Below are 24,444 nucleotides of genomic sequence, written 5' to 3'. Positions count from 1 at the left end.
GCAAAATTCTTTATTTCCTGCATTCAAAACTCCCAAGGTCTTATTAAATTTAGCAGCTGTTTAGTTAAATTTATTTTAAAATATCACCATTTTGTGATGGATGTTCTAAAAAATGTATAATCTTTCCTTCTTACAGAATAGCCATGATCTCTTCCCATGAATGCACTCTCTTGTAATTTTCGTTTTCTGTCAGCTCGTTGTGGGGTTGGGTAAAAATGAATTTTTCGCCGGCAAAATGATCCAGGTTTTTAGGATAATCATCAATCATTACATCACCATGGATTACTTTTTTGCTTCCGCATAAAACAATCTGTTCCCAGCTGATAAACGGAAAATGTTCTCCCAGCCAGTCAAATTTTTCCCGTAAACTGTTGGGAAATTCCATTCCGGCGGAAACAATATAGAGCTCGTATTTATTATTAATATACTCCAAAGCCGCACGGCTTCCTTCCATTACCGGAAGCGTTCTGAAAAAGCCAACTTCATTGACGTGTTTCTTTCCATTGGGGAAGGCTTCAATTTCCGGTATTCCGGCAAGACCACTGATTTCAATTTCTCTTCCTGAATCTCTTTTTTCAAACTGCACCAGCTGATGATATACATCTGCCATGACCCCGTCCATGTCTACAATTACTTTTTTCATTATTTAAATCAGATTTAGCATTCATTAACATCAAAAATCAAGCCTTAGGGCCATTCAAAATTAGGGAATGCGTTTGGGGAAATTTACTTGATGGATATTAAATAAATCTTAATTTTAAGGGATGGAAGATGGAAGCCGGAAAAGAGAAACTATTTAAATCCAAATATTTTTGTACCCTTGTCAAGGTTTTGAACCTTGACAAGGGTATCTTCCAACCTCCTTCTTCCCCCTTCCATCTTCCTTACCTCTAATTCACTTCATTAGGTCAAACTTTTCTAGTTACATTTTCGTACTTTTGCCGCTGAATACAAAATCAATATCAAACCATTACATTCCAATGAATTACGTTTCTGTCGAAAATCTTACTAAATCTTATGGCATCAAAGTTTTGTTCCAAAACATCAATTTTCATGTAAATGAAGGCGACAAAATAGCCATTGTTGCTAAAAACGGGAGCGGAAAATCTACCCTTCTTAAAATATTAATGGGGAAAGAAATTGCAGACAGCGGAACTGTGAATATTAATAAAGACATCCAGGTTGTTCTATTTGACCAGGAGATCGAGTTTGATTCTGATCTTACTATTGACGAATTTATGATGACGCTTGATTCTGCCCCTATTCAGGCATTGAAGAATTATCATAAATCCCTTCTTTCTACCGATTACGATTTCATTGAAAAAGCTTTGGCTGAAATGGAAATCCATAAAGCGTGGGATCTCGAGAATGACATGAAACAAATTCTCTCTCAGTTGAAAATCACGGATCTGGAAGCCAAAATGGGAAACCTTTCCGGAGGACAGATCAAACGTGTGGCCTTAGCGAAATTACTGACTGAAACAAGAGCTGAACACCGTCATACCCTTCTCATTATGGATGAGCCTACCAACCACCTGGATGTAGAAATGGTAGAATGGCTTGAAAGCTATCTGAGTAAAGCAAAAATAACTTTAATTCTGGTAACTCACGACAGGTACTTCCTGGATGCTGTGTGTGGCATTATCTGGGAAATGGAAGATAAAAATCTATATTTCCATAATGGATCGTATGCAACTTATCTTGAAAACAAAATGATTCGTGAGGACAATATGAATTCTACCATCGACAAAGCCAATAATCTTTACAGGAAAGAATTGGAGTGGATGCGAAGACAACCTAAAGCGAGAACTACCAAATCGAAATCGAGACAAGATGACTTTTACGAGACTGAAAAAATAGCTAAAACCGATACGCGCAAGGAATCTCTGGAACTTGATTTCGAAATGAAAAGGCTTGGAAACAAAATTTTAGAGCTTAGAGATATTTCTAAAAGTTATGGAGATAAATTATTATTAAAAGATTTCAGTTATCAGTTTCAGCGAGGCGAAAAAGTAGGAATTGTAGGAAAAAACGGTGCCGGAAAATCTACCTTACTGAATATCATCCAGGGGCTTGAGCCCAAAGATTCCGGAGAAATTGAAACGGGAGAGACGATCAAATTCGGCTATTTTTCTCAAAAAGGACTGAAGTATAAAGAAGATGAAAGAGTCATTGATTTTATTAAAGAAATTTCTGAAAACTTCCCTTTAGCCAACGGAAAAACCATCTCTGCATCTCAATTTTTAAGATTATTTCTATTTGACGATCAGACACAATATTCACCTATTTCTAAACTTTCGGGAGGGGAAAAAAGAAGACTGCATCTGATGTATATTTTATATCAGAATCCCAACTTCCTGATCTTTGATGAGCCTACAAATGATTTGGATCTTCCCACTTTGACGGTACTTGAAAATTTCCTGCTGAACTTTCAGGGCAGTTTGATTATTGTTTCTCACGACAGGTATTTTATGGACAGAATTGTTGACCATATTTTGGCATTTGAAGGGGAAGGAAAAATAAGAGATTTTATTGGAAATTTCTCAGAATACAGAGATGCCAAAAGCCGCGAGGATGCAATGGAAAAAAACGCAGTATCCAAACCGCAACCTGTAAAAGAAATTGTTGCAGTAGCAGCAAAAGAAGTAATTCAGACTTCTTCTCCAAAAAGAAAAATGTCTTTTAAGGAGCAAAGAGAACTGGAAACGATAGAAAAAGAAATGCCTGAACTTGAAGAAAAACGCGCCAAGCTCATGGACCAGCTTAACAATGAAACGGAATATGAAAAGGTGGCAAAATTATCTGCTGAACTTGAAACCATTTCTGAAAAACTTGAGGAGTATGAAATGAGATGGCTGGAACTTCAGGAAATTTAAATAATATATAGAGAATGGGTTTTAGAATACGAGCGACTGATATAATCCCTTATACGCTTCTATTCTAAAACCCCTATTACTCTCAACTCTCACGCTCTTATAAATAAACAACCTTCTCCCCTTTTGAGCTCTCAATGGAAGCATCGATGATTTTCATATTCTGAACCACTTCTCTCCCCTGTGACGGCAATGCATATCCAAAGACAATGTATTCGTAGATCTGTTGGTAATAATCCATATAATTTCCGGGTTCACTGGTGGTCAGTATTCTTTCAGTTTCCGAATTTTCATTTAAGAAGTTTAAAATTCCGTCTGTGTCTTTTAACGGTTTTGTCCATTCGTTCCCATACACAGGTATAGCTCCGGCAACCAATTCATTCTCCTGATTGTCTGTCCTTTCCTGCAAAAAACTTCCTTTTTCCCCATGAATAGCATAGGCATAATGAGCTTCTTTGGTAAAGACCGATGATTTCAGTCTCACTCTCAAATTATTTTTGTAGTAAAGAAGGATTTCAAAATAATCATTCGCATACTCTGCTCCTTTCATGGAAAACACATCAGCGAAAAGCTTTTCCGGATATCCGAAATACTGTACTGCCTGGTCTACAAGATGAGCCCCCAGATCATGAAGTGAACCTGAACCTGTTTGTTCCGGATCTTCTTTATGCTGTTTTCCGCTTGGTGTCGTGCGGAATCTGTCGAAACGAATTTCAGCTTCTTTAATGTCTCCCAATTTTCCTTCACTCATTATTTTGTGAACCTGTAAAAAATCGCGGTCAAATCTTCTGTTCTGATACACACTTAGAAATAACCCTTTTTCTTCTGCGAGATTCACAAGCTGCTCTGCTTCTGATACACTTACCGTAAAAGGTTTTTCAACGATTATATTTTTTCCGGCTTCGAGCGCCATTTTAGCATATTCAAAATGCGTTTGAACCGGAGTATTGATGATCACCAGTTCAACATCTGCATTCTGAAGCATCTCTTCTACGGAACGATAAATAGTCGCCTCCGGATATTTTTCTTTAGATTCTTCCTTGCTTCTTTCTACAATAGCAGCCATAAAAAATCCGGGATGTTCTTTTAAAAACGGAGCATGAAAAACTTTTCCGCTCATTCCAAAGGCACAAAGTCCTGCTTTTACCAATTGCATAGGTATAAATTTTTAACAAAGATATTTAATAATCCTCAGTTTAGCCGCTTACAGCAAGGATAGATATTTTTATTACTTTCTTAAAGTATGACAAAAATCATTTTATTATTTTTATTAATTCTAAATTAATCCCTTCCGAATTCTTATTTTTGCCGCTATTTAAAACTATTCTACATAAAAATAAGAAATGAAAAGACAACTCTCTTCTTTAGGCCTTTTATTGACCGCCTTATCTTTAGGCGCTCAAATGAAAAATATTGAGACGGACACCATCAGATCACAAACTATAGAAGATATCAACCTTCATAAAACAGGAAATCCAAACCAGGCAAGAACATTATCGACCAAGTCTAATCTTACGGTAATGGAAAACCCACAGGCGATCTCCATTGTCACGCATGAAATCATTGAGCAGCAACAGGCTAAACAATTGAGCGACGTTCTTCAGAATGTCAATGGTATGTATGTTACTTCATCCAGAGGAAATTCTCAGGATAGCTTTGGAGGGCGTGGTTTTATCTTAGGGAATGATAATATTTTTAAAAACGGATCCAGGATTAACAGTGGTGTTTTTCCGGAAATCAGCGGTCTTGAAAGAGTTGAAGTCCTGAAAGGAGCTAATGCAATGCTTTATGGAAATACAGCTGCAGGAGGGATTATCAATATGATTACCAAAAAACCAAAATTCAATTTTGGAGGAAGTGTGGGACTGAACGGAGGAAGCTGGAATTCTTACAAGCCAACGATTGATCTTTACGGTCCTTTATCCAAGGATATAGCCTTCAGAATAAATGGTGCTTACGAATATGCTGAAAGCTTCAGAGATGTTGTTCAGTCTGAGAAATATTATTTCAATCCTTCATTTTTATTTAATATAAGTCCAAAATCCCAGTTAATTGTAGAAGCGGATTATCTTAAGAATAATTTTACTCCGGATTTTGGTATTGGGTCTATTACAAAACAGGATGGTCTTACGTATGAATTAAATAATTTGCTTCCAAGAAATGCATTTTTAGGAACAGACTGGCAATATCAAAATGTACAGCAGCTTTCCACAAATATCACATTTAATCATCAGTTTAATGAAAAATGGTCTTTGAATAGTACTGCTTCATATCAAAACTATACTAAAGATTATTTTTCTACGGAAAGAGTACAGTGGGGATATGAAAAAATCAGTAATCGCCTTTCATGGAAAAGACCTTTAAACAGAACCTATAATGAACAAAACTATACTTCAGCACAGGTAAATCTTAATGGTGAATTTAATACAGGAAAAATTAATCATAAAGTATTAATTGGAGCAGATGCAGATTACAGTGCCGCAGACTCATATACCTACTATAATCCAAGTAATAATCTGGCATACGGAAACAGTTATTTTTATGGGACAAACGGAAACAGCCTTGGAACGGTTTACCTTGATGACCCTTCAAGCTGGGCAAGTGGTGCAACACCCGATGCTTCAAGATTAGAACAGAATCGCATTAATACAAGAAGAATTGGAGTATATGCACAGGATTATATCAGCCTTACTAAAGAGTTTAAAGTAATAGCAGGATTACGCTGGTCTTATATTGAAAATATGCCGACAATCAATACTAAATTCAAAACCAGTAAAAACGCAGTTGTTGATCCTAACGCTACAACAACTAAAGGATTAGTCAATAATACTTCATCATCAGATCAGGCAATATCACCAAAAGTAGGATTTGTCTATTCTCCAAATAACAATTTATCTGTTTTTGCAACCTATACCAATTCTTTTGTGGCTAATACAGGTATGTTAAGAAATAATGAAGCTTTAACTCCAACCAATATTGACCAATATGAAGTGGGAGCCAAGAAAAATCTATGGAACAACGCTTTGGCAATTAACCTTACTATTTATCAAATATTATATAGAAACTACTATCAGGTAGCATTAAATGATGCAGGACTACAGTTGGATCCCAACGGATTGATTAAAGATTTTGCAGGAAAAATGAGAAGTCGCGGTATAGAACTGGACATTACGGGAAATCCTAATGAAAATCTATCCATTATTGGAGGCTTCTCGTATAATAATTCAGTTTATCTTGATACTCCTGAAAAATTCGGTTATGTAGAAGAGCAGAGAATTGTGAGAACTCCTGCTACTACAGCCAATGCTTCTGTATTCTATAAATTCACCCGTTTTGCCAAAGGATTAAAAATAGGTGCCGGTGCTTATTATATCGGTAACCGTCTCGCGGGATGGAATGATACCAAAACAGGAAGTAACAGTTTAGCTTCAAGAAATGGAGTGAGCAGAATTTTTGAATTAAAAGATTACACAACCGTAACCGTATCTGTAGGCTACGAGTGGAAAAAATTCTCTATCCAGGGGAAAGTGGGTAACTTATTCGATGTTGTCAATTACAACGTACACGAAAACTATTCAGTCAACCCTATTACCCCAAGAAACTACTATTTTACCCTTACCTACAAGCTGTAGAATTTAATACGATAATAATTTCATCAATCAAAGTGGAAATTGCATTTTTGCAGTTTCCATTTTTAAATGATAAAAAACAAACAATACGATATACGATATGGATAAGATCAAGGACACAAGAAGTTTTATGCGAATTACACACCGTTATCTTGGATATTTTCTTGCAGGAATAATGGCCGTGTATGCACTAAGTGGAGTTTTACTTGTTTACAGGGACACCGATTTCCTGAAAAAAGAAAAGAAATACGATAAAACTGTTGCGGTCAACCTTTCAGAAAAGGAATTGGGAAAAGAATTAAAGATCAAAGGCCTTGAAGTGGAAAAAACGGAAGGAAACATTCTTCATTTTAAACAGGGAACGTATGATGCTGCATCCGGAAAAGCAAAATATTCTAAAATGGAACTTCCTTTTGTTCTGGACAAGATGGTTAAACTTCATAAATCCCAATCAAAAGAAACATTATCTCCTCTTAACACATTTTTTGGGATCTCTTTATTTTTCTTTGTCATTTCAAGTTTCTGGATGTTTAATCCTAAAACAAAAGCATTCAAGCGAGGGATCAAATTTGCTATTGCAGGCCTTATTATTTCGGTGATTCTTTTGTGCCTATAAATTATAGGATCATCAAAAAAATGACTAAATAATTCACATTACTCATCTTGGCAAATTAACACTTATTCTGAGTTTTTATCTAAAATTAAGAAGTCTGGCACATTTCTTGTTTTTTCTTTAATCTACAAATGATAACATTTAATTATTAAAATAATAAATTATGAAAAAACTAATTTTTGCAGGAATATTGGCAGCAACAGGATTAACTGCAACTGCGAATGCTCAGATTCAAAAAGGTAACTGGCTTGTAGGGAGTAGCTTACTAACAAGTAACTTTGGTTTGAATACTGGTGGTGGTTATAGCATTGCTATTCAGCCTAAAGGTGCTTATTTTATCCAAGACAATGTTGCAGTGGGTGGATATGTTAATTTAGGAATTAGCAAAGTAACCAACGGAAGCCCAACAAGATTTGATTATGCAGTAGGTGGTTTAGGCCGTTATTATCTATCTCCGGGAGAAAAAGGAGTGGATAACTTGTTAAATCACGGACGTTGGTTCTTCGAAGGTAACGTAGGTATCGGAGGTTCATCTGTTGAAAATGGTAACTCAACAACAGGTCTTGATTTCGGTGTTGGACCTGGTTATTCATATTTCATTACCCCTAATATTGGTTTAGAAGGTCTTGTTAAATATCAGGGACAAGCTGGTTTTGGTAGCGAAGGATTAAATTCGAATATTACATTCAACGTAGGATTCAGTATTTACTTACCAACTTCAAAGGCTAAAGAAGTAGCTAACGACGTAAGATAATTTTATATTATCTGATAAAAAAAATGAAATCGCCCCGAAATATTTTTCGGGGCGATTTTCGTACAAATTAAAACTAAACTATAAAAAATCAAATAAATCATGTATTGGGTTGGGGCGTATATCTCAGGTACGGCTTTACTTCTGTAACACCTTTCGGAAATATTTTTCTTGCTTCTTCTGTAGAAATTGTAGGCGGAACAATGACGTCTTCCCCGTTTTTCCAGTTGACAGGAGTCGCAATCTTATGGGAATCAACCAGCTGAAGAGAGTCCAGTACTCTCAGGATTTCATTAAAATTTCGTCCTGTAGATGCAGGATAGGTGATAATGAGTCTTACTTTTTTGCCGGGATCAATAATCAGTAAAGATCTTACCGTAGCAGTCAGTGAAGCATTCGGATGAATGAAATCATAGAGTTCAGAAATTCTTCTGTTCTTATCTGCAATAACAGGAAATTGAACATCCGTATTCTGGGTCTCATTAATATCTTTAATCCAGTTCTGATGGTCTTCTACTCCATCTACACTTAAAGCAATAACTTTGGTTCCTCTTTTATCAAATTCTGATTTCAGCTTTGCTGTATAGCCCAGCTCTGTAGTGCATACCGGCGTATAATCTGCAGGATGTGAGAAAAGAATTCCCCACGAATCCCCTAAAAATTCATGAAATTTAATATCACCTAAAGAAGTCTCTGCCTGAAAATCCGGTGCTGTATCTCCTAGTTTGATTGACATAATATTCTGCTTTATTAGTCTACAAATTTAGTAGACTTTTTGGAACTGGCAAAATTTTTGTAAGAAATTTATATCTTTAATTAAAATTTTATTCATGCAGAACATTGGACACCGCTATATAGATGTCATTTACAGAGTTTTGGAAAGCTGGTACATGAGATTTGCCGAGCTTACTCCGAAACTTATCGTCGGAATTTTAGTCTTTTCTTTTTTTCTTATTACCAGTAAGTACCTGAGTTTAGGCGCCGTAAAATTATTTCACAAATTTTTCCCGAAAAGTCAGAAGGAAAGTTCTCTGGTTACTTTAATCAGTATTTTCAGATTTCTGATCATGATGATGGGAACTTTCATCGCTCTTGAAATTATGGGCTTCAGCGGTTTCCTATGGAAATTCATCGGAAGTCTAGGGGTGGCCGGGGTTATTGCCGGGGTCGCTTTAAAGGATCTGGTATCCAGCATCTTTTCAGGAATGCTTATCGGGATTGATAAAGCATTTAAAATAGGGGATTATATTACGATCGGAGCGCATTCGGGGACCGTACAGGAAATAGGTTTCCTAACAACCAAAATCATTACTGACGATGGAAAGAAAGCTTATATCCCCAATCAGGTTATTTTCAATGCTCCTTTTTATAATATCACGGCTTCCCCGCAACGCAGAATTATTTTAAATTTTGAGATTCCGGCAGACGAAGATATCAGTAAAGCACAGAAAGGAATGCTCGATGTTATTAAAAGTCTTGACACCGTAGACAGACTGGATACTTCGGAAGTTATTTTCACCGACCTTAAACAGGGCAATTTTAACCTCCAGGCTAAATTCTGGATGAAGGTAGGTGCTAACATGGTTCAGTTGAAAAGCGAGGCTTATCTGAAGATCAAGGAGCGTCTGGACGCTGACAATATACAGCTTGTCACCCCTACGAGCATCAGCATCACGAATGGAGAAACTTCTCCTGCCGAAAATCAGGACAAATAAATACCAACCGCTTTTCTTAAGCGGTTTTTTTATTCTTCAAATTATTTGTGATGATTGGATTTCAAGCTGTCTTTATGAAAAATGTTGGCTACGGAATCATTCCGGACTACAGGTGCACCTACAACATAGCCATCATTTTTAGGAATAGAATCTTCTTCAATCCTGGTCTCCCCAATAACTGCATGAACTTTCTCTTTTGGTTTTGCACAGCCTGCCAAAAATAGAATCAGGGAAAAGGCAGCGAGTGTCATTCTGCTGTTCTGAAAATTTCGGGGAATATATTTTAAAAACCTACTTTTCAGTTTCTCAGATTTTTCAACTTCTTTATCCAGTTGATGACTAAAAAATCTACCGCAAATATTTTCATCATGGTTCTCTCTAAAAACTGATTCAATTTCTTCGGATTTCTTTTCTGTAAAATCAACTACACATTTGCTGCAGACAGAACAAAACTTTCCCAGCTCATGAGAAGACATTGTTTCCCAGCTTTCGGAACAAGGATTAGCGATATATATATTTTTCATCATAGAATACAAAAATTGATCATAAAAGTTACAATTTTTTTTAATGTTAAACACTTTAGATAACTTAAGTTTTCAATAAAACCTTTTGAATTATATTTTCTTATCTCTTATAGATTTTTCTGATGAGACAAATTTTCATTTCTCACATTTTAAAACATTAAGATTAATGAAGGATCTAAGGTTAGTTAAGAGAAAATCAAATGATTTTTTAAGCTGTAAGCTTTCAAACTAAGCTAAAACTTAATATTCTTACCACCTTAATAAGTCTTGATGCTTTAAAATTTCTTTTCCATCAGATTAAATAGATTGTGTGCTTTTTTTGCTATTATTAATAAATGATCTTTGGTTTTTTATCAAACTTAGGCGTTCTTTTTTGCAGCCTGAATTTAAACTTGAAATAAACTTAAGTGTAAAAAAAACTTTTGTGGCTTTTGTGGCTAAAAAATAAAAAACCGTTCCAAAAATGGAACGGTTTCTCAATTTATTTACAAGTTTAGGCTTATGCTAAAACTTCTTTTACTTTGTTGGCTGCTTCTTCCAAAGTAATTGCAGAATGTACAGGAAGACCTGAATCATCAATTAATTTTTTAGCTTCAACAGCGTTAGTTCCCTGTAATCTTACGATCAATGGAACCGGAAGGCTACCCATCGCTCTGTAAGCATCTACAACACCCTGAGCTACTCTGTCACATCTTACGATACCTCCGAAGATGTTGATCAGGATTGCTTTTACGTTGGGATCTCTCAAGATAATTCCGAAAGCAGTCTGTACTCTCTGAGCATCTGCAGTACCTCCTACGTCAAGGAAGTTAGCCGGGTTACCACCAGATAATTTGATGATATCCATCGTTGCCATAGCAAGACCAGCACCGTTTACCATACAAGCAACGTTACCATCCAATTTTACGAAGTTAAGACCAGCTTCACCAGCTTCTACATCCATTGGATCTTCTTCTCTTGTATCTCTTAATTCAGCAAGGTCTTTGTGACGGAACAATGAGTTGTCATCCAAAGTTACTTTAGCATCTACAGCGATAATTTTGTTATCAGAAGTTTTCAACACAGGGTTGATTTCGAAAAGAGAAGCATCAATTCCAGTGTAAGCATTGTAAAGAGAGGCAATGAATTTTGTAAATTCTTTGAAAGCATTTCCTTCAAGACCTAGGTTGAAAGCGATTTTTCTAGCCTGAAAACCTTGAAGACCTAAAGCAGGATCAATGATTTCTTTGTGGATCAAATGAGGCGTTACTTCTGCAACATGCTCAATGTCCATACCACCTTCAGTAGAATATACGATTGTATTTTTACCTTCAGCTCTATCTAAAAGAATAGAAACATAAAATTCTTTAGTTTCAGTTTCTCCCGGATAATAAACATCTTCTGCAACCAAAACAGAGTGTACTTTTTTACCTTCAGCAGAAGTTTGTGGAGTTACCAACTGCATTCCGATGATGTTTTGAGCGTTTTCTTTAAGTTTATCCATGTTTGGAGAGAACTTTACACCACCACCTTTACCACGACCACCTGCGTGAATTTGTGCTTTTACCACCCAAGCCTGAGCTCCGGTTTCAGCAGTCAATTTTTCAGCAGCTGCTACAGCTTCTTCTACATTGTTAGCTACGAAACCACGTTGGATAGCAACTCCGTACTTTGATAAAATCTCTTTTGATTGATACTCGTGAAGATTCATATTATTTTTATTATTTTATTTTAAAATTTAAAGGTTGACAAATTTACTAAAAAGACATGGAAGTTCAAGTTTATTGACTTAAAAATTAAGGTACAGTATACTTGATTTTTAACATATTTATCAAATTCCCTCTGTTCTTCGGATGATTTTTCAGACTGTGATCCCATCCATGTAATCTTTGGAGTCAGAAAACATCAGTTGTTTTTGACTATTCAAACCTTAACACAATCGGCTGGGAAAATTGTTGTATAATGGGCTTTTTATCATAATACAAGGGCTTTTCCAAACCTCCGATAGCATATAGGAATAATGCACTGATAATCTTGAACTCTGTACCGGATGATCCGCTGTATTTTACTTTTTTGAATTTCCCATCCACATCAATGATAAAATTCAGCCGGCACTGATAGGTCCCTTCGCCCTCTTCTATCAAATAAACCGGAAAATCAACGGTCAAGCGTTTTTTTAAATCTTCAAGTTGATGGTAATTCTCGACCTGACTCATATCAACAGATTTACTTTTGATTTCATTTTGAGATTGAGATTCCCCCGGCGACACGGTGTTTTCTACCTGTATTCCATTCGCTGTTTTAAATAAAATACTTTGATCAACCTTCCCGATGATGACTTCTTTATCGAATATACTTTGGTACAGGCTTTCCAGATTCTGTATTTTTTCAATGTAAAAAACTTTATATTTCTTACTGTACAGATCAGCATTTTTTTTGTAATCATACCGACTGATGCTGTCAGAAAAATTCTTTTGAATCGTTTTAACGGCCGTTAAAATATTCCCATTCATGAATTTCTTCTTCTCCTGGGCGTTTATTTTTTGAACACCGAAAGAAAAAATAATAAGGGTCATCAACAATAAGATAAAACGATTTTTCATTTGTCCGTCTTTATAGTAAACAAGTTTTGCCAAAGTCTGAAACCCGTTTCTGATTATATTTTTGTTTTGGCAAAATACCAAATCAGCAGTGCCCAGCTAACAATCATAAAAAGACCTCCAAGCGGAGTAATGGGCCCTAAAAACTTCAGGTTGGCCCCCAGATAATCCTGTAAACTCAGGAAATAAATACTGAAAGAGAATAACATTGTTCCTGCAATCATTAAAATAGAAATCCATTTCTGCGATGAAGTATCAAATTTCAGGATGTAGCCAACGATCAACAGAAAGAATGCGGCGTACATCTGGTATCGCACTCCGGTTTCAAAACTTTCAAGTCTTTCCACAGACAGTATCTTTTTTAAAGCATGTGCTCCGAAAGCTCCCAGAATAACGGACAGCATTCCATAGGCGGCACCGAAAATTAAAGTAATTGTTTTCATTTTATAATTCTTCTAATTCTAGATTTAAATATTTTTTTGTTTTGTAATCCTGCCATGTACCAATGATTTTATTCCCTTTCAAATCCGCTTCTATTAAGGCTCTTGGTATCCATTCCTTAAGTTCCTCACTGTGGTAATCATCTTCTGTGATGGAAAAATGGTCATGGACAAATTCGCCCCTCCAATTGATTGATTTTTTGTTCTTGTCATACCAATAAGTAGCTGAAAAGGAATCATCCTCATTGATTTCGTTAAACAAAACCGTAACAGGATATTTTCCGTCAATTTTTCCTTTGAATAATTTATTTCCTGGACCCGTCTGCCCAATTTTTTCAGAACCTGAAATCAGATTCTTACCATAAATACTCAGGTATTTTTCAAGTTCTTTATAGGTAAATTCCAGTTTATGACTTCCCAAATCATCTAATGCCCTCATGGCATGATTGGAACATCGACCTGCTACAAAAGTCAATTTATCCTTTCCGAAAAAATACTGGATGCCATTCAAAGTATAATCCATAAAGCATCCTTCATATAAGCCAATCTGCTCCTGAACTTCTTCTGATGGATTCTTTTCGGATTTTAATTTTACGAGAAAGCTATTGACTCTTTTTTTAATTTTTTTCTGAATCAAACCTGCAACCGTTTTGGTAGCACTTGCTTGAAATAAAGCTTCCGCATTGATATAATTTCCAGTTCTCAGATCAAAATTCTTCCAGTCTGAAAACTCTTCCGGATACGCTCCCGAAGCCTCTCCATTGATGCTTATACTTAAAATATTTTTAGGAGTTTCCAATTTCTGCCAATCAAAGAAATAGACATAGTTGGAATAGTAATTCGTAGCTGTAGAGGCCAGTTTAAAAGGGTTCCCACCGGAATTCGGAATATATTCCAGTTCACTGACCTGCAGAAAAGTATTGATCTTATTCTCAACCAAAGGCTTTACGCTGTAAGAAATTAACGGAAAATTATGGTTTTCAGAGGCAGGTTGCAGATTATTGATCTTCACATTTTTTTGCTGTGAAAAACTTAAACCTGAAATCAAAAGGAAGAATAGAAGATTCCGTTTCACTATTTTGATTTTATATAGATTAAAATAAGTTTCGCAACCAGAGTCGAAATCCCCAATATCATAAAGAGAGTGGAAAATTTTTTAGAACTTCTGAATCCCGGGGATGTCGTTTTCTTTAAAAAAATCCCGAAGCCGATAAATAGTAAAGGTAAAATGATTTGCAGCATTATTGGGCTCTTAATCGGTTAAACTCATGAATAACCTCATGATGACTTACTGTTTTATCTTTAAAATACGTCACAAAATGCTGTTTTTCTGCTTCTGTAGCTCCCATTTGGTTTAAAATATTCAGCAAGTGCATTTTCATATGCCCTTTCTGGATACCTGTTGTCACTAAAGAACGAAGGGCTCCGAAGTTCTGGGCAAGACCGGAAACAGCCAGAATACTCATCAATCCCTGTGCAGATGGTTTTCCAAGAAGGGCCAGCGAGAATTTCACCAAAGGATGTAAATTCGTAAGTCCTCCTACCACTCCAACAGAAATCGGAAGATCAATCCAGAATCTGAAAATTCCGTTGTCTATCGTACAGTGAGTTAAAGATCTATATTGTCCGTCTCTTGCAGCATAGGCATGTGCGCACGCTTCTGTGGCTCTGAAATCGTTACCTGTGGCAATGACTACAGCATCTACTCCATTCATCACTCCCTTATTGTGCGTCGTGGCACGGAAAGGTTCTATTTCAGCGATGGTTACCGCCTGTTTGAATTTTCTTGCAAACTCTTCATTGGAAATTCCGCTGTCGTCTTTTAAATCTTCAATTTTACAGGAAACCTCAGCTCTTACTATACAGTCAGGGGTAAAGTTGGAAAGAATATTCATCACCACCTGAAGTGAGCTTTTTTCTTCCTGAGTAAAATCTTCACTCGTTGAAATTTCCTGTTTCAATGTTTTACCGAACTGCTCAAGACATGAATTGATGAAATTCGCACCCATGGAATCTACCGTATCGAAACTTGCTTTAAGCTGGTAGTAATTTGGCATTTCAGAAGTTTTATCAACTAATTTAATATCCAAAATTCCACCGCCTCGATTTCTCATGTTGGCTGTAATCGCTTCTGTAGCTTCGTATAATTTTTTCTTTAAATTGAAATTAAAGAAATGCTGAAGCTTATGAGATTCTACGTTAAATATAAAGTGGGTATGTCCCAGTTTTTCATTGTTGATAATGGTTGTTTTAAAACCTCCTTTATCGATCCAGAATTTGGCAGCCTTGGAAGCGGCCGCTACGACTGAGCTTTCTTCTACCGCCATTGGAAGGGCGAATAGCTTTCCGTCGATAAGGAAATTAGGAGCAATTCCGTAAGGCATATAGAAATTGGAGATCGTATTTTCAGAAAACTCTTCGTGAAGTTTCTGAAGATCAGCATTTTCGTTCCAGTATTGTTTTAGTATATTTTGATATTCTTCGTTTCCATCAAGGTATTCGCTCACAAGCCAATCTATTTTGCCTTGCTTGGTAAGTTTCGAGAAACCTTCTACCGGTTTATGATCCATAGCATAAATTTAATATCCGTAAAGATAGTAATTTTGTAAGTCACCATTGTTGATAACTTCTATCGAAAAAGATTGATAATTATAAATTTTGGAACTATTTTTAAACAAAATAATGATACAAAATATAACATCCGGTTAAAAATATGAACTTTGAACGCCTGAAAGAAAAACTTGAAATCCTTGCGGACGCTGCGAAATACGATGTTTCCTGCTCATCCAGCGGAGGAACGAGAAAGAATAAGAAAGGCGCTTTGGGAGACAGTTCCGTAAGCGGGATCTGTCATACCTATACCGAAGACGGACGATGTGTTTCTTTGCTTAAAATTCTATTGACCAACCACTGTATCTACGACTGCGCCTACTGTGTATCCAGAAGTTCAAATGATATTAAAAGAGCAGGTTTTACAGTAGAAGAAGTGGTGGATCTGACGATTAATTTTTACCGCAGAAATTATATTGAAGGATTGTTTCTAAGTTCAGGTATCTTCAAAAACGCTGATACAACGATGGAGCGTTTGGTAAGAGTGGCTAAAAAATTACGGACTGAAGAAAATTTCAACGGCTACATCCATTTAAAGTCTATTCCGGGTGCCAGTGATGAACTGATGCAGGAAGCCGCTTTATACGCAGACAGACTTTCCGTCAATCTGGAAATTCCTACAGAAAGTGGTCTGAAACTGTTGGCTCCTGAAAAGAACCGTCAGGATATGATCAATCCGATGCGCTATATTCAGAAAGGCATTATTCAATATAAAGATGAAAAGAAAATTTTCAGAAAAGTACCGAAGTTTGCGCCTGCAGGACAGTCTACACAGATGATCGTAGGAGCCACCAATGAAAACGATTTACAGATCATCAAAGTGGCTGATCATTTTTATAAAAACTTCAATATGAAGAGAGTCTATTATTCGGGATATGTTCCTGTTTTGGAAGATAAAAGACTCCCCTCTCTGACTACGGAAGTTCCTATGCTTCGTGAAAACCGTCTGTATCAGTCGGACTGGCTGATGAGGTTTTACGGATTTAAAGCGGAAGAAATTTTAGATCCTCATATGCCGTTTTTAGATCTGGAGGTAGATCCTAAACTGAGTTGGGCACTGAGACATCTTCACCAATTTCCTATTAATCTGCAAACGGCCGATTACCAAATGATTTTAAGGATTCCGGGAATTGGCGTAAAAACGGCACAGAAGATCGTTCAGGCACGTCGTTTTCAGGTTTTAAATATGGACCATTTGAAAAAACTTGGTGCTGCCGTGAACCGGGCAAAATATTTCATCGATTTTAATGCAGGAAATGCTTACCTGAAATATTTAACGGATATCAATTTAAGGAAACTGCTGATAGGAGGAAGTTCTTCCAAGTTTCACAATCAGTTTTCACAGCAGTTGACTTTGTTTTAAAACTGATATTTCCCGTATCACATTTATTTTTTTGAATAATATTCCCATACCGCTCTGGCAATATCAGCGATCGTTTTTTCTGTGACTACTCTATCTTCTGTAATATCTTTAAGATAGATTGAAAGTATAAAATGTTTCCCGTTGGGAAGCTTTACAATACCCACATCGTTCATAGCTGCTCTGAGATTATGTTCATTGGTATTCGAAATTCCGGTACGGTGTGCCAGTTCAGTACCTTCAGGCAAGCCGGCTTTCATCCACGTCAATCCTCTGGACGTTTCCACCATGATGGTGTACAGATATCTGGTAGTGGCTTTCTTTAAAACTTTTCCTTTGTAGAATTTTTCAAGAAGCTCGGTAGTCGCAATAGGTGTTGTCGTATTGATGTATAGATTTTCTCCGGACATTTGCTGTTCGTTGAATCGTATCGTAAAATCTTTAATTCCTTTTTTATTAATGAATTTTTGAACCGTTTGCGTTCCACCAATGATCTCCAGTAATATATCGCATCCATTATTATCACTGTGTGAAACGGTGTATCTTAACAGCTGATCAAGGGTCAGATCCATATTCCCTTCAGGAAACTCGTCTCTGATCGGGCTCCAGGTATTGGAGTGAAGTTCTTCTTTTTTAATGAAAAATTTCTGATTTAACTTGAGTTTTCCTTTATCCACCTGATCCAGTACGGCTAATGCGATATGAAATTTAAAAACACTCATCATTGGCATTCTCTTATTTCCATTAATGCTCAAAGTATCTTTATCTTCAATTCCTTTGACAGAAATTCCAAACGTTGCATTCTTCGTAGATATTATTTGCTGTAAGTCTTTTTTTAATTGTTTAACTGACTGTGATTTCAATTGAATACCGATCAGACAAATCAAGGTTAAAAGAAAATTTTTTATCATCTTTACCATTTGTATTTTATTGGGTTGTACAACTCTTTCAAAGAAACAAAATAAAATACCATAGTTGCCCCATTTTTGCATTAAAAAAAATAATTTTAGTTGAATCCCAATGACCACATTGCTTTATGACGGAAGTTTCGACGGCCTTTTAACCGCAGTATTTGAAGTATTTGAATACCGGTACCAAGATGTTGAAATTATAAGTAAGGAAAAGTTCCATCAGGAAAACATTTTCGCTGAAATTCATGAAGTGATCACACAATGCGACAAATCGGAAAGAGTATTCAATAAACTGGAAGAGAATATTGGAAGATCGGGCGTTCACCAGCTGCTGAAAGTTTTTCTGTCCGAAGATCAGGAACGGGAGCATCTTATTCTTTCTGCTGTCAAACAATCCATCAGGCACTCTGGCAAAAATATTCTTCAAAATTATGCGGATGAAGAGATGCTGAAAATATCAAAGATCTGTAAATCTGTAGATCGTGAAAGGCACAGAATGACTGCTTTTGTCCGGTTTGAAAAAATGCAGGACGGAGTTTTCTTTGCCAAAATAGATCCTGACTTTGATGTTCTTCCCCTGATCCGGAAACATTTTAAAGACCGTTATCAGGACCAGAAATGGATGATCTACGATTTGAGACGGAATTATGGAATCCTGTACGATCTGGAAAGCTGTGAGTTTTTTTATCCGGAAGAAAAACTAGATCTTCATAAATACCAACAAAAGTTCCATGATGAGGAACAGAATTACCAAACGCTTTGGCAGCGGTATTTTACGAAGACCAACATAACGGAAAGGAAGAATTTAAAACTGCATGTGCAGCATGTTCCGAAAAGGTACTGGAAATATCTGACTGAAAAATGGTAACAGATCCTCAAAAATTTAAATAACGTGAGTTCAGGATAAAATTGATTTTACATATCCTGGTCATATATATTGTAACTCAACATTCTTTTATTTTTTCTGACACCTTTGCGAACATTTTTTTCAGGTTTAATTAAAAATATTTTGCGATCATAGCATTTAAAGCTATTTGAAATCAAATTTTATGACATCCTTTAAAAATGAAAACGCAATAATAACTTCTAACCTCGTGCCTCCGGCTTCAAATCTTTATCAATTAAATTTTCTTATCCCCGATGATCTCTGGAAATAAGTTCTAAAATTTGAATCAATCATTCCATATTGTGGATAACTTTTTATTTCGTTGAAAAAAGACCTGATTTCAATTCCCTTTTTGATTTATATTACTTAAATCATTCATTTCATGAGATATATAATTCACATTAATCAAAAACTCATATTGTGGATAACTTTTTCAAGTTAACATACCGTTAACATTGAGGCTTTTTCAATCTTATTTTTCCTGTCAAATGGAGCAAATTATTCCCTGGTCAACGAGAATAGAGGTTTGAAAAAAATTATTTAAAAATTTGAAAATCCGTGACATATGTAATGAAAAATTAAATCACCATTCTTTTTTTGTGGATAAGTCTTACTTTTTAAGGGTTCGCAAAGCTTTTTTTACGATATACTGTGTCTCTTTTCCTGGGCTTTCCCGAAGCCATTCATCGCAGGTTTCGATGACAAACTCAGGTTGTGATTTGCTTGCATCATTCAACCAGTTTCCTACACTATCCTGCACATATCTTGAAGAATCTGACCGTAAAGGCTCGAGAATTTTCAGTCCAAGTCCGGGATTTTGTTTTAAAGCATTGATATGTTCGCACCAAACACCTCTCGGCCTTGTAGATTCGCTGGCAAAACGTCTCACATTCTCATTGTCATGCCGCGTCCATTCGGATAAAACAGATAAGCTTTCCTCAAGATTTTTGGATATATCCGGACGCACTGCCATCCAGCAGATTTCCCTCACTCCAAAATGAGAATCAGAAGCAAATGACTGAATCCTGTCTAATTTTTCTTTAATTTTCAAATTATTGTTTCGTCCAATGGTATAGGAAGCCCAGCAACGTACGAGATCTGCCGGATGGGCTGAAAGTTTGAGAAGAAACTCATCGTCATTATTTTTAGAAGCCAGATTAAGTAAACCAATTCCGATGGTTTCATTAATGGTATTAACGGTTTGTTTTTTCAGCTGGTCTACATTTTCTACAATAGGTTTCAAATATTCTGTACGGTGATTCTGCTGAAGCAAATTTTCCAGCAACAGTCTTTGATCTACCGCCAGCCATTCTGTAAGATTAACACTTTCGATCTCTCCCCGATTCAGCTTTTCAAGAATCTCATGTGGAATGTCTTTGATGGAGCGGGCTCCTTTTCGTTTTTCTGTCATAATACTTTAATCAGTTCTTCAATATCCAGCCTGTTCATGTAATTTACATCTAAAAATCTGAAAATGATATAACCATTTCTGTCAACTACAAATACAGCAGGAATTGGCAACATATTATCTTCATTACCATTAAATTCTGTAAGATCAATACCGAGGCTTTCATAATAAGGCAACAAAAAATCCGTTAATTGGAAAACGATTCCCAACTTTTTTGCAAAAGCATTACCTGCATCTGTCAAAACATCAAAACCAAGGTCATTTTCCTCAACTGTAGTTTTAGAATAATGCAAAGTTTGTGGAGAAACAGCGGCTAAAAAAGTATTTTTATTTTTTATTAATGAAAGATTTTCCTGCAGAGACCTCAGCTCGAGATTACAATACGGACACCAGTTTCCTCTGTAAAAAGTCAGGATCATTTTTTCTTTTTTAAGAATTTCCCGGGACGATATCATTTGTCCGACAGTATTGGGAAGTGAAAATTCAGGCATTTTATCACCTACCTTAAGACTACTTTTTTCCAGATTACTGGTTTTTAATTCTTCAATAGATTTTCGAAATGCCTGCAAAACCTCTATTGGAAGCTGAGAAGATAATGTATGATTTAATTCATCAATCTGTTGAGCCAGACTATTCATCTTTTTAATTTTATTATTTTTACAAAGGTCTAAAAGTGAATCAGAATAGGCAATAACGCATATTTTTCACCCATAGGGATAAAAAAGTCAATTTTATGAAAACAAAGGATAAAGCTGAGGAAAATAAAATATGTCCGTTGGAAGTCGCCGTCAATACCATCAGTGGAAAATGGAAAGTTCCTATTGTATGGCAGATCAATGAAGGTAAAAAAAGGCCCAGTGAATTTCTTCGCGGAATTGCTAAGGTGGACCGCAGAGTTTTGAACCAGCAGCTTAATGAGATGGTGGAGGATGGTATTTTGGTTAAACAGTCGTTTAATGAATTACCTCCCAGAGTTGAGTATACTTTAACGGAGCTTGGAGAAAAACTGGTAGAAATTCTTTGGCAGCTGAATGATTGGGGAAAGCTTTTGGTTCCTGAAAATGAGAAAATTTAATGTCTGTTTTCAATTCATATCCTAAAATCACGGATATTTGTCATTAAACAGAAACTGCATGAAAAAAAATATTTTTATTCTGACGCTTACCCTGATCATTTCAAGCTGTAACAATGACAAAAAATTATCAGGTAACACCATTGAAATAGCAGGAGTTGGGGGTCCTGAAAGTTCTGTTCAAATCAATAAAGATAAAAACACGATCAGGGAAAGATTTTCTGCTCCTGAAGGTTATACATGGATTGAAGAGCAGCAAGATTCTTTTGGATATTTTATTGAGAATTTCAAGCTTAAACCGTATGGAAGTCAGATTTTAAAATATGATGACACTCCTATTTCCACTCAGGATCTTCACGAAGCCGTTTATGATATTCATACAGGGAATAAAGATCTGCAACAGTGTGCTGATGCCGCAATCCGTTTAAGAGCGGAATATTTGTACAAAGCTAAAAAATTTGACAAGATCAAGTTTCATTTTACCAGTGGCGATCTGGTCTCCTGGAATGACTATAAAAATGGTATCCGGGCTTTCGTCAATGGAAATTCAGTAATTTTTAGAAAGACAGCAGGTTTTGATGATTCCTATTCTAATTTCAGAAAATATCTGGATCTGATTTTCAATTATGCCGGAACGATTTCCTTGAATAAAGAAACAAACCCGGTTGCAAAAACTTCTGATCTGAAAACCGGTGATATTCTGATCACTCCGGGAAGTCCGGGACATATTGTTTTTATTTCAGGAGTCTGTCAGAATAAGGAAGGTGAAAAGTTATTTTTATTAAGCCAGGGATTCACTCCTGCCCAATCTATTCATATGCTTTCCAATCCTTTTGATAAAAATATTTCGCCATGGTATCGTCTTGATGTAAATTCTTCTGAAACCAAAACAGCAAGGTATTTTTTTAAACCTACAAATTTTAGAAGCTTTTAATTATATATATTCAAAACTCTTCTCAACTTACTGCCATTATCTGAACTTGTTTTTGTAAATTTGTGTTCGAAATTTTTTACTAGATGAAAGAGAGTGCTGTAAAAAAAATTGCAGTTCTTACTTCAGGAGGTGACTCTCCAGGTATGAATGCAGCATTAAGAGCGGTGGTAAGAACCGCCAATTATTATAATATCGAATGCTACGGAGTAAGGGAAGGCTATAACGGGCTCATCAATGATGATTTCCTGAAAATGGGTCCCCGTTCCGTAAAAAATATAATCAACCAGGGCGGAACCATTCTGAAATCTGCCAGATCCGTAGAATTCAGAACTCCGGAAGGACGTCAGAAAGCTTATGACAACTGTGTGAAATACGGTGTCGATGCATTGGTATGTATTGGAGGTGACGGAACTTTCACCGGAGCCAAGGTCTTCTACGAAGAATTCGGGATCAGGGTCATCGGTGTACCGGGAACTATTGACAATGATATTTTCGGAACGGATAATACCATTGGCTACGATACTGCTTTGAATACAGCGATGGAAGCTATTGATAAGGTTCGTGATACGGCTACTTCCCACAACAGGGTTTTCTTTGTTGAGGTGATGGGTCGTGATGCCGGTTTCATTGCTTTAAACAGTGGCCTGGCGACTGGTGCTCTGGATATTCTTATTCCTGAGAAAAAAGACAGCATGGAAGATCTTTTTGCTAATTTCAGAAAAGCTGAAAAAACAGGAAAAGCATCCAGTATCGTGGTAGTTGCTGAAGGTGAAAAACTGGGAAGCATCTACGATCTGGCCAACCAGACTAAAGAAGAATTCCCAGATTATGATATCCGGGTAACAATCCTTGGGCATATTCAGAGAGGAGGTTCTCCGAGCTGTGCAGACCGTGTTTTGGCCAGCCGACTGGGCTACGGTGCCGTAGTGGGATTAATGGAAGGAAAAACAAATGTAATGGCCGGAATGCGTTCCAATGATATGGTATACACGCCTATCGAAGATGCCATTAAAAAACATAATGAAATCAATAAAGATCTTTTACTGATTTCCGAAATTTTAGCAATCTAATTATTTTTTATAAATCTAAAACAAACTATTATGTCAACAATCAAAGTAGGTATCAACGGTTTTGGTAGAATTGGACGTCTTGTTTTCAGAGCAATGACTGAAAGAGATAACATTGAAGTAGTAGGAATCAATGACCTAATCAACGCAGAATACATGGCTTACATGTTAAAATATGATTCTGTACACGGTATTTTCCCTGGAGAAGTTTCTGTAGAAGGTAACGACCTTGTGGTAAACGGAAAAAAAATCAGAGTAACTGCTGAGAAAGATCCTAACAACTTAAAGTGGAATGAAGTAGGTGCTGAGTATATCGTAGAATCTACAGGTCTTTTCTTATCTAAAGACTCTGCTCAGGCTCACATCAACGCCGGAGCTAAAAAAGTAATCCTTTCTGCTCCATCTAAAGACGACACTCCAATGTTCGTAATGGGTGTGAACCACCTGGAGCTTACTGACGATATCAAAATCTTATCCAACGCTTCTTGTACAACCAACTGTTTAGCACCTTTAGCTAAAGTAATCCACGATAACTTCGGAATCGTAGAAGGTCTTATGACTACGGTACACGCTACAACAGCAACTCAAAAAACTGTTGATGGACCGTCTGCTAAAGACTGGAGAGGTGGTAGAGCTGCTCTTAACAACATTATCCCATCTTCTACAGGTGCTGCTAAAGCGGTAGGAAAAGTAATCCCTTCATTAAACGGAAAATTAACAGGTATGTCTTTCAGAGTGCCAACTGTTGACGTTTCTGTAGTTGATCTTACGGTAAGATTAGAAAAAGCTACTTCTTACGATGAGATCTGTGCTGCTATTAAGGCTGCTTCTGAGGGTGAATTGAAAGGAATCTTAGGATACACTGAAGATGCAGTAGTTTCTCAGGACTTCGTAGGAGATAAGAGAACTTCTATCTTCGACAAAGATGCTGGTATTATGCTTTCTCCAAACTTTGTAAAACTTGTTTCTTGGTATGACAACGAAATGGGTTACTCAAACAAATTGGTAGATATGCTTATCCATTCTGCTTCTTTATAATAATGAGCAAATAAATAATATAAAACCTTCCAAA

The 24,444-nt window shown here is 36.4% G+C and carries 23 protein-coding genes; 11 read left to right on the top strand and 12 right to left on the bottom strand.

The annotated features are described in order from the left end of the window. Positions 1-130: 130 nt before the first annotated feature. Complete coding sequence (locus BUC06_RS12580; RefSeq protein ID WP_073334354.1) at positions 131-643, bottom strand: 5' nucleotidase, NT5C type; 513 nt, start codon at positions 641-643, stop codon at positions 131-133. Positions 644-980: 337 nt separating this feature from the next. Here BUC06_RS12580 and BUC06_RS12575 point away from each other — a divergent pair, with 337 nt between their 5' ends. Further along, a complete protein-coding gene (locus tag BUC06_RS12575; protein WP_073334352.1) occupies positions 981-2,876 on the top strand; it encodes an ABC-F family ATP-binding cassette domain-containing protein in 1,896 nt (631 codons plus the stop codon). A 97-nt stretch (positions 2,877-2,973) separates the two neighbouring features. Here the strand turns inward: BUC06_RS12575 and BUC06_RS12570 are convergent, their stop codons facing one another. Next, on the bottom strand, positions 2,974-4,029 hold the full coding sequence (locus BUC06_RS12570) for a Gfo/Idh/MocA family oxidoreductase (RefSeq protein ID WP_073334350.1): 1,056 nt from the start codon (positions 4,027-4,029) through the stop codon (positions 2,974-2,976). 187 nt (positions 4,030-4,216) lie between these two features. Between BUC06_RS12570 and BUC06_RS12565 the strand changes: the two genes are divergently transcribed. The 3 genes from BUC06_RS12565 to BUC06_RS12555 all read left to right on the top strand — a co-directional run bounded on the left by BUC06_RS12565 (position 4,217) and on the right by BUC06_RS12555 (position 7,869). Further along, complete coding sequence (locus tag BUC06_RS12565) at positions 4,217-6,505, top strand: TonB-dependent siderophore receptor (protein ID WP_073334348.1); 2,289 nt, start codon at positions 4,217-4,219, stop codon at positions 6,503-6,505. Positions 6,506-6,602: 97 nt separating this feature from the next. Further along, positions 6,603-7,118 carry a hypothetical protein gene (locus BUC06_RS12560; RefSeq protein WP_073334346.1) on the top strand — a complete coding sequence of 172 codons (516 nt, stop codon included), beginning with the start codon at positions 6,603-6,605 and terminating at the stop codon, positions 7,116-7,118. Between the two features lie 160 nt (positions 7,119-7,278). Beyond that, complete coding sequence (locus BUC06_RS12555; protein ID WP_073334344.1) at positions 7,279-7,869, top strand: hypothetical protein; 591 nt, start codon at positions 7,279-7,281, stop codon at positions 7,867-7,869. Positions 7,870-7,966: 97 nt separating this feature from the next. Here the strand turns inward: BUC06_RS12555 and BUC06_RS12550 are convergent, their stop codons facing one another. Then, positions 7,967-8,602 (bottom strand): peroxiredoxin, encoded by a 636-nt coding sequence (locus BUC06_RS12550; RefSeq protein WP_073334342.1) that lies wholly within the window; start codon positions 8,600-8,602, stop codon positions 7,967-7,969. Between the two features lie 94 nt (positions 8,603-8,696). Between BUC06_RS12550 and BUC06_RS12545 the strand changes: the two genes are divergently transcribed. Next, a complete protein-coding gene (locus tag BUC06_RS12545; protein WP_073334340.1) occupies positions 8,697-9,581 on the top strand; it encodes a mechanosensitive ion channel family protein in 885 nt (294 codons plus the stop codon). Between the two features lie 41 nt (positions 9,582-9,622). Here BUC06_RS12545 and BUC06_RS12540 read toward each other — a convergent pair whose 3' ends face one another. From BUC06_RS12540 to BUC06_RS12515, 6 genes are all read right to left on the bottom strand, one after another. Next, on the bottom strand, positions 9,623-10,108 hold the full coding sequence (locus BUC06_RS12540) for a hypothetical protein (RefSeq protein ID WP_073334338.1): 486 nt from the start codon (positions 10,106-10,108) through the stop codon (positions 9,623-9,625). A gap of 496 nt (positions 10,109-10,604) precedes the next feature. Then, positions 10,605-11,795: an ADP-forming succinate--CoA ligase subunit beta gene (gene sucC / locus BUC06_RS12535; protein ID WP_073334336.1), complete on the bottom strand. Its 1,191-nt coding sequence runs from the start codon at positions 11,793-11,795 to the stop codon at positions 10,605-10,607. A 208-nt stretch (positions 11,796-12,003) separates the two neighbouring features. Next, positions 12,004-12,687, bottom strand: a complete 684-nt coding sequence (locus BUC06_RS12530; protein ID WP_139263355.1) for a hypothetical protein — start codon at positions 12,685-12,687, stop codon at positions 12,004-12,006. A 53-nt stretch (positions 12,688-12,740) separates the two neighbouring features. Continuing rightward, complete coding sequence (locus BUC06_RS12525; RefSeq protein ID WP_073334331.1) at positions 12,741-13,127, bottom strand: DUF423 domain-containing protein; 387 nt, start codon at positions 13,125-13,127, stop codon at positions 12,741-12,743. Position 13,128: 1 nt separating this feature from the next. Next, a complete protein-coding gene (locus BUC06_RS12520; protein WP_073334329.1) occupies positions 13,129-14,199 on the bottom strand; it encodes a hypothetical protein in 1,071 nt (356 codons plus the stop codon). 166 nt (positions 14,200-14,365) lie between these two features. Further along, positions 14,366-15,694, bottom strand: a complete 1,329-nt coding sequence (locus tag BUC06_RS12515; protein ID WP_073334327.1) for a hydroxymethylglutaryl-CoA reductase, degradative — start codon at positions 15,692-15,694, stop codon at positions 14,366-14,368. A 143-nt stretch (positions 15,695-15,837) separates the two neighbouring features. Here BUC06_RS12515 and BUC06_RS12510 point away from each other — a divergent pair, with 143 nt between their 5' ends. Next, the gene (locus BUC06_RS12510; RefSeq protein ID WP_073334325.1) at positions 15,838-17,097 is read left to right on the top strand and encodes a putative DNA modification/repair radical SAM protein; all 1,260 of its coding nucleotides are present in this window, start codon (positions 15,838-15,840) and stop codon (positions 17,095-17,097) included. Between the two features lie 23 nt (positions 17,098-17,120). Here the strand turns inward: BUC06_RS12510 and bla are convergent, their stop codons facing one another. Further along, complete coding sequence (bla, locus tag BUC06_RS12505; protein WP_083564066.1) at positions 17,121-18,005, bottom strand: class A beta-lactamase, subclass A2; 885 nt, start codon at positions 18,003-18,005, stop codon at positions 17,121-17,123. A 109-nt stretch (positions 18,006-18,114) separates the two neighbouring features. Between bla and BUC06_RS12500 the strand changes: the two genes are divergently transcribed. After that, complete coding sequence (locus BUC06_RS12500) at positions 18,115-18,873, top strand: TIGR03915 family putative DNA repair protein (RefSeq protein ID WP_073334321.1); 759 nt, start codon at positions 18,115-18,117, stop codon at positions 18,871-18,873. A 628-nt stretch (positions 18,874-19,501) separates the two neighbouring features. Here BUC06_RS12500 and BUC06_RS12495 read toward each other — a convergent pair. Further along, on the bottom strand, positions 19,502-20,302 hold the full coding sequence (locus BUC06_RS12495) for a DNA alkylation repair protein (protein ID WP_073334319.1): 801 nt from the start codon (positions 20,300-20,302) through the stop codon (positions 19,502-19,504). Then, positions 20,299-20,937, bottom strand: coding sequence for a peroxiredoxin-like family protein (locus BUC06_RS12490; RefSeq protein ID WP_073334317.1), 639 nt, complete (start codon positions 20,935-20,937; stop codon positions 20,299-20,301). The genes BUC06_RS12495 and BUC06_RS12490 overlap by 4 nt, the downstream gene beginning before the upstream one ends. A 95-nt stretch (positions 20,938-21,032) precedes the next feature. Between BUC06_RS12490 and BUC06_RS12485 the strand changes: the two genes are divergently transcribed. The 4 genes from BUC06_RS12485 to gap all read left to right on the top strand — a co-directional run bounded on the left by BUC06_RS12485 (position 21,033) and on the right by gap (position 24,410). Then, positions 21,033-21,374 (top strand): winged helix-turn-helix transcriptional regulator, encoded by a 342-nt coding sequence (locus tag BUC06_RS12485; protein ID WP_073334315.1) that lies wholly within the window; start codon positions 21,033-21,035, stop codon positions 21,372-21,374. Positions 21,375-21,432: 58 nt separating this feature from the next. Then, the gene (locus BUC06_RS12480) at positions 21,433-22,305 is read left to right on the top strand and encodes a DUF4846 domain-containing protein (protein ID WP_073334313.1); all 873 of its coding nucleotides are present in this window, start codon (positions 21,433-21,435) and stop codon (positions 22,303-22,305) included. A gap of 83 nt (positions 22,306-22,388) precedes the next feature. Beyond that, positions 22,389-23,375: a 6-phosphofructokinase gene (gene pfkA / locus BUC06_RS12475; RefSeq protein ID WP_073334311.1), complete on the top strand. Its 987-nt coding sequence runs from the start codon at positions 22,389-22,391 to the stop codon at positions 23,373-23,375. Between the two features lie 30 nt (positions 23,376-23,405). Further along, positions 23,406-24,410 (top strand): type I glyceraldehyde-3-phosphate dehydrogenase, encoded by a 1,005-nt coding sequence (gene gap, locus BUC06_RS12470; RefSeq protein WP_073334309.1) that lies wholly within the window; start codon positions 23,406-23,408, stop codon positions 24,408-24,410. Positions 24,411-24,444 lie beyond the last annotated feature (34 nt).

Source organism: Chryseobacterium carnipullorum (assembly GCF_900142785.1).
Lineage (GTDB): Bacteria > Bacteroidota > Bacteroidia > Flavobacteriales > Weeksellaceae > Chryseobacterium > Chryseobacterium carnipullorum.
This window is presented reverse-complemented; position numbering and strand designations above follow the sequence as displayed.

What these genes read in the sequence shown, in the direction of transcription:
- sucC (WP_073334336.1), bottom strand. Translation starts at nt 11,795, where the DNA reads ATGAATCTTCACGAGTATCAATCAAAAGAGATTTTATCAAAGTACGGA.
- BUC06_RS12510 (WP_073334325.1), top strand. Translation starts at nt 15,838, where the DNA reads ATGAACTTTGAACGCCTGAAAGAAAAACTTGAAATCCTTGCGGACGCT.
- BUC06_RS12530 (WP_139263355.1), bottom strand. Translation starts at nt 12,687, where the DNA reads ATGAAAAATCGTTTTATCTTATTGTTGATGACCCTTATTATTTTTTCT.
- BUC06_RS12550 (WP_073334342.1), bottom strand. Translation starts at nt 8,602, where the DNA reads ATGTCAATCAAACTAGGAGATACAGCACCGGATTTTCAGGCAGAGACT.
- BUC06_RS12500 (WP_073334321.1), top strand. Translation starts at nt 18,115, where the DNA reads ATGACCACATTGCTTTATGACGGAAGTTTCGACGGCCTTTTAACCGCA.
- BUC06_RS12545 (WP_073334340.1), top strand. Translation starts at nt 8,697, where the DNA reads ATGCAGAACATTGGACACCGCTATATAGATGTCATTTACAGAGTTTTG.
- BUC06_RS12495 (WP_073334319.1), bottom strand. Translation starts at nt 20,302, where the DNA reads ATGACAGAAAAACGAAAAGGAGCCCGCTCCATCAAAGACATTCCACAT.
- BUC06_RS12580 (WP_073334354.1), bottom strand. Translation starts at nt 643, where the DNA reads ATGAAAAAAGTAATTGTAGACATGGACGGGGTCATGGCAGATGTATAT.
- BUC06_RS12565 (WP_073334348.1), top strand. Translation starts at nt 4,217, where the DNA reads ATGAAAAGACAACTCTCTTCTTTAGGCCTTTTATTGACCGCCTTATCT.
- BUC06_RS12480 (WP_073334313.1), top strand. Translation starts at nt 21,433, where the DNA reads ATGAAAAAAAATATTTTTATTCTGACGCTTACCCTGATCATTTCAAGC.
- pfkA (WP_073334311.1), top strand. Translation starts at nt 22,389, where the DNA reads ATGAAAGAGAGTGCTGTAAAAAAAATTGCAGTTCTTACTTCAGGAGGT.
- BUC06_RS12560 (WP_073334346.1), top strand. Translation starts at nt 6,603, where the DNA reads ATGGATAAGATCAAGGACACAAGAAGTTTTATGCGAATTACACACCGT.
- BUC06_RS12490 (WP_073334317.1), bottom strand. Translation starts at nt 20,937, where the DNA reads ATGAATAGTCTGGCTCAACAGATTGATGAATTAAATCATACATTATCT.
- gap (WP_073334309.1), top strand. Translation starts at nt 23,406, where the DNA reads ATGTCAACAATCAAAGTAGGTATCAACGGTTTTGGTAGAATTGGACGT.
- BUC06_RS12575 (WP_073334352.1), top strand. Translation starts at nt 981, where the DNA reads ATGAATTACGTTTCTGTCGAAAATCTTACTAAATCTTATGGCATCAAA.
- BUC06_RS12570 (WP_073334350.1), bottom strand. Translation starts at nt 4,029, where the DNA reads ATGCAATTGGTAAAAGCAGGACTTTGTGCCTTTGGAATGAGCGGAAAA.
- BUC06_RS12540 (WP_073334338.1), bottom strand. Translation starts at nt 10,108, where the DNA reads ATGATGAAAAATATATATATCGCTAATCCTTGTTCCGAAAGCTGGGAA.
- BUC06_RS12485 (WP_073334315.1), top strand. Translation starts at nt 21,033, where the DNA reads ATGAAAACAAAGGATAAAGCTGAGGAAAATAAAATATGTCCGTTGGAA.
- bla (WP_083564066.1), bottom strand. Translation starts at nt 18,005, where the DNA reads ATGATAAAAAATTTTCTTTTAACCTTGATTTGTCTGATCGGTATTCAA.
- BUC06_RS12525 (WP_073334331.1), bottom strand. Translation starts at nt 13,127, where the DNA reads ATGAAAACAATTACTTTAATTTTCGGTGCCGCCTATGGAATGCTGTCC.
- BUC06_RS12515 (WP_073334327.1), bottom strand. Translation starts at nt 15,694, where the DNA reads ATGGATCATAAACCGGTAGAAGGTTTCTCGAAACTTACCAAGCAAGGC.
- BUC06_RS12555 (WP_073334344.1), top strand. Translation starts at nt 7,279, where the DNA reads ATGAAAAAACTAATTTTTGCAGGAATATTGGCAGCAACAGGATTAACT.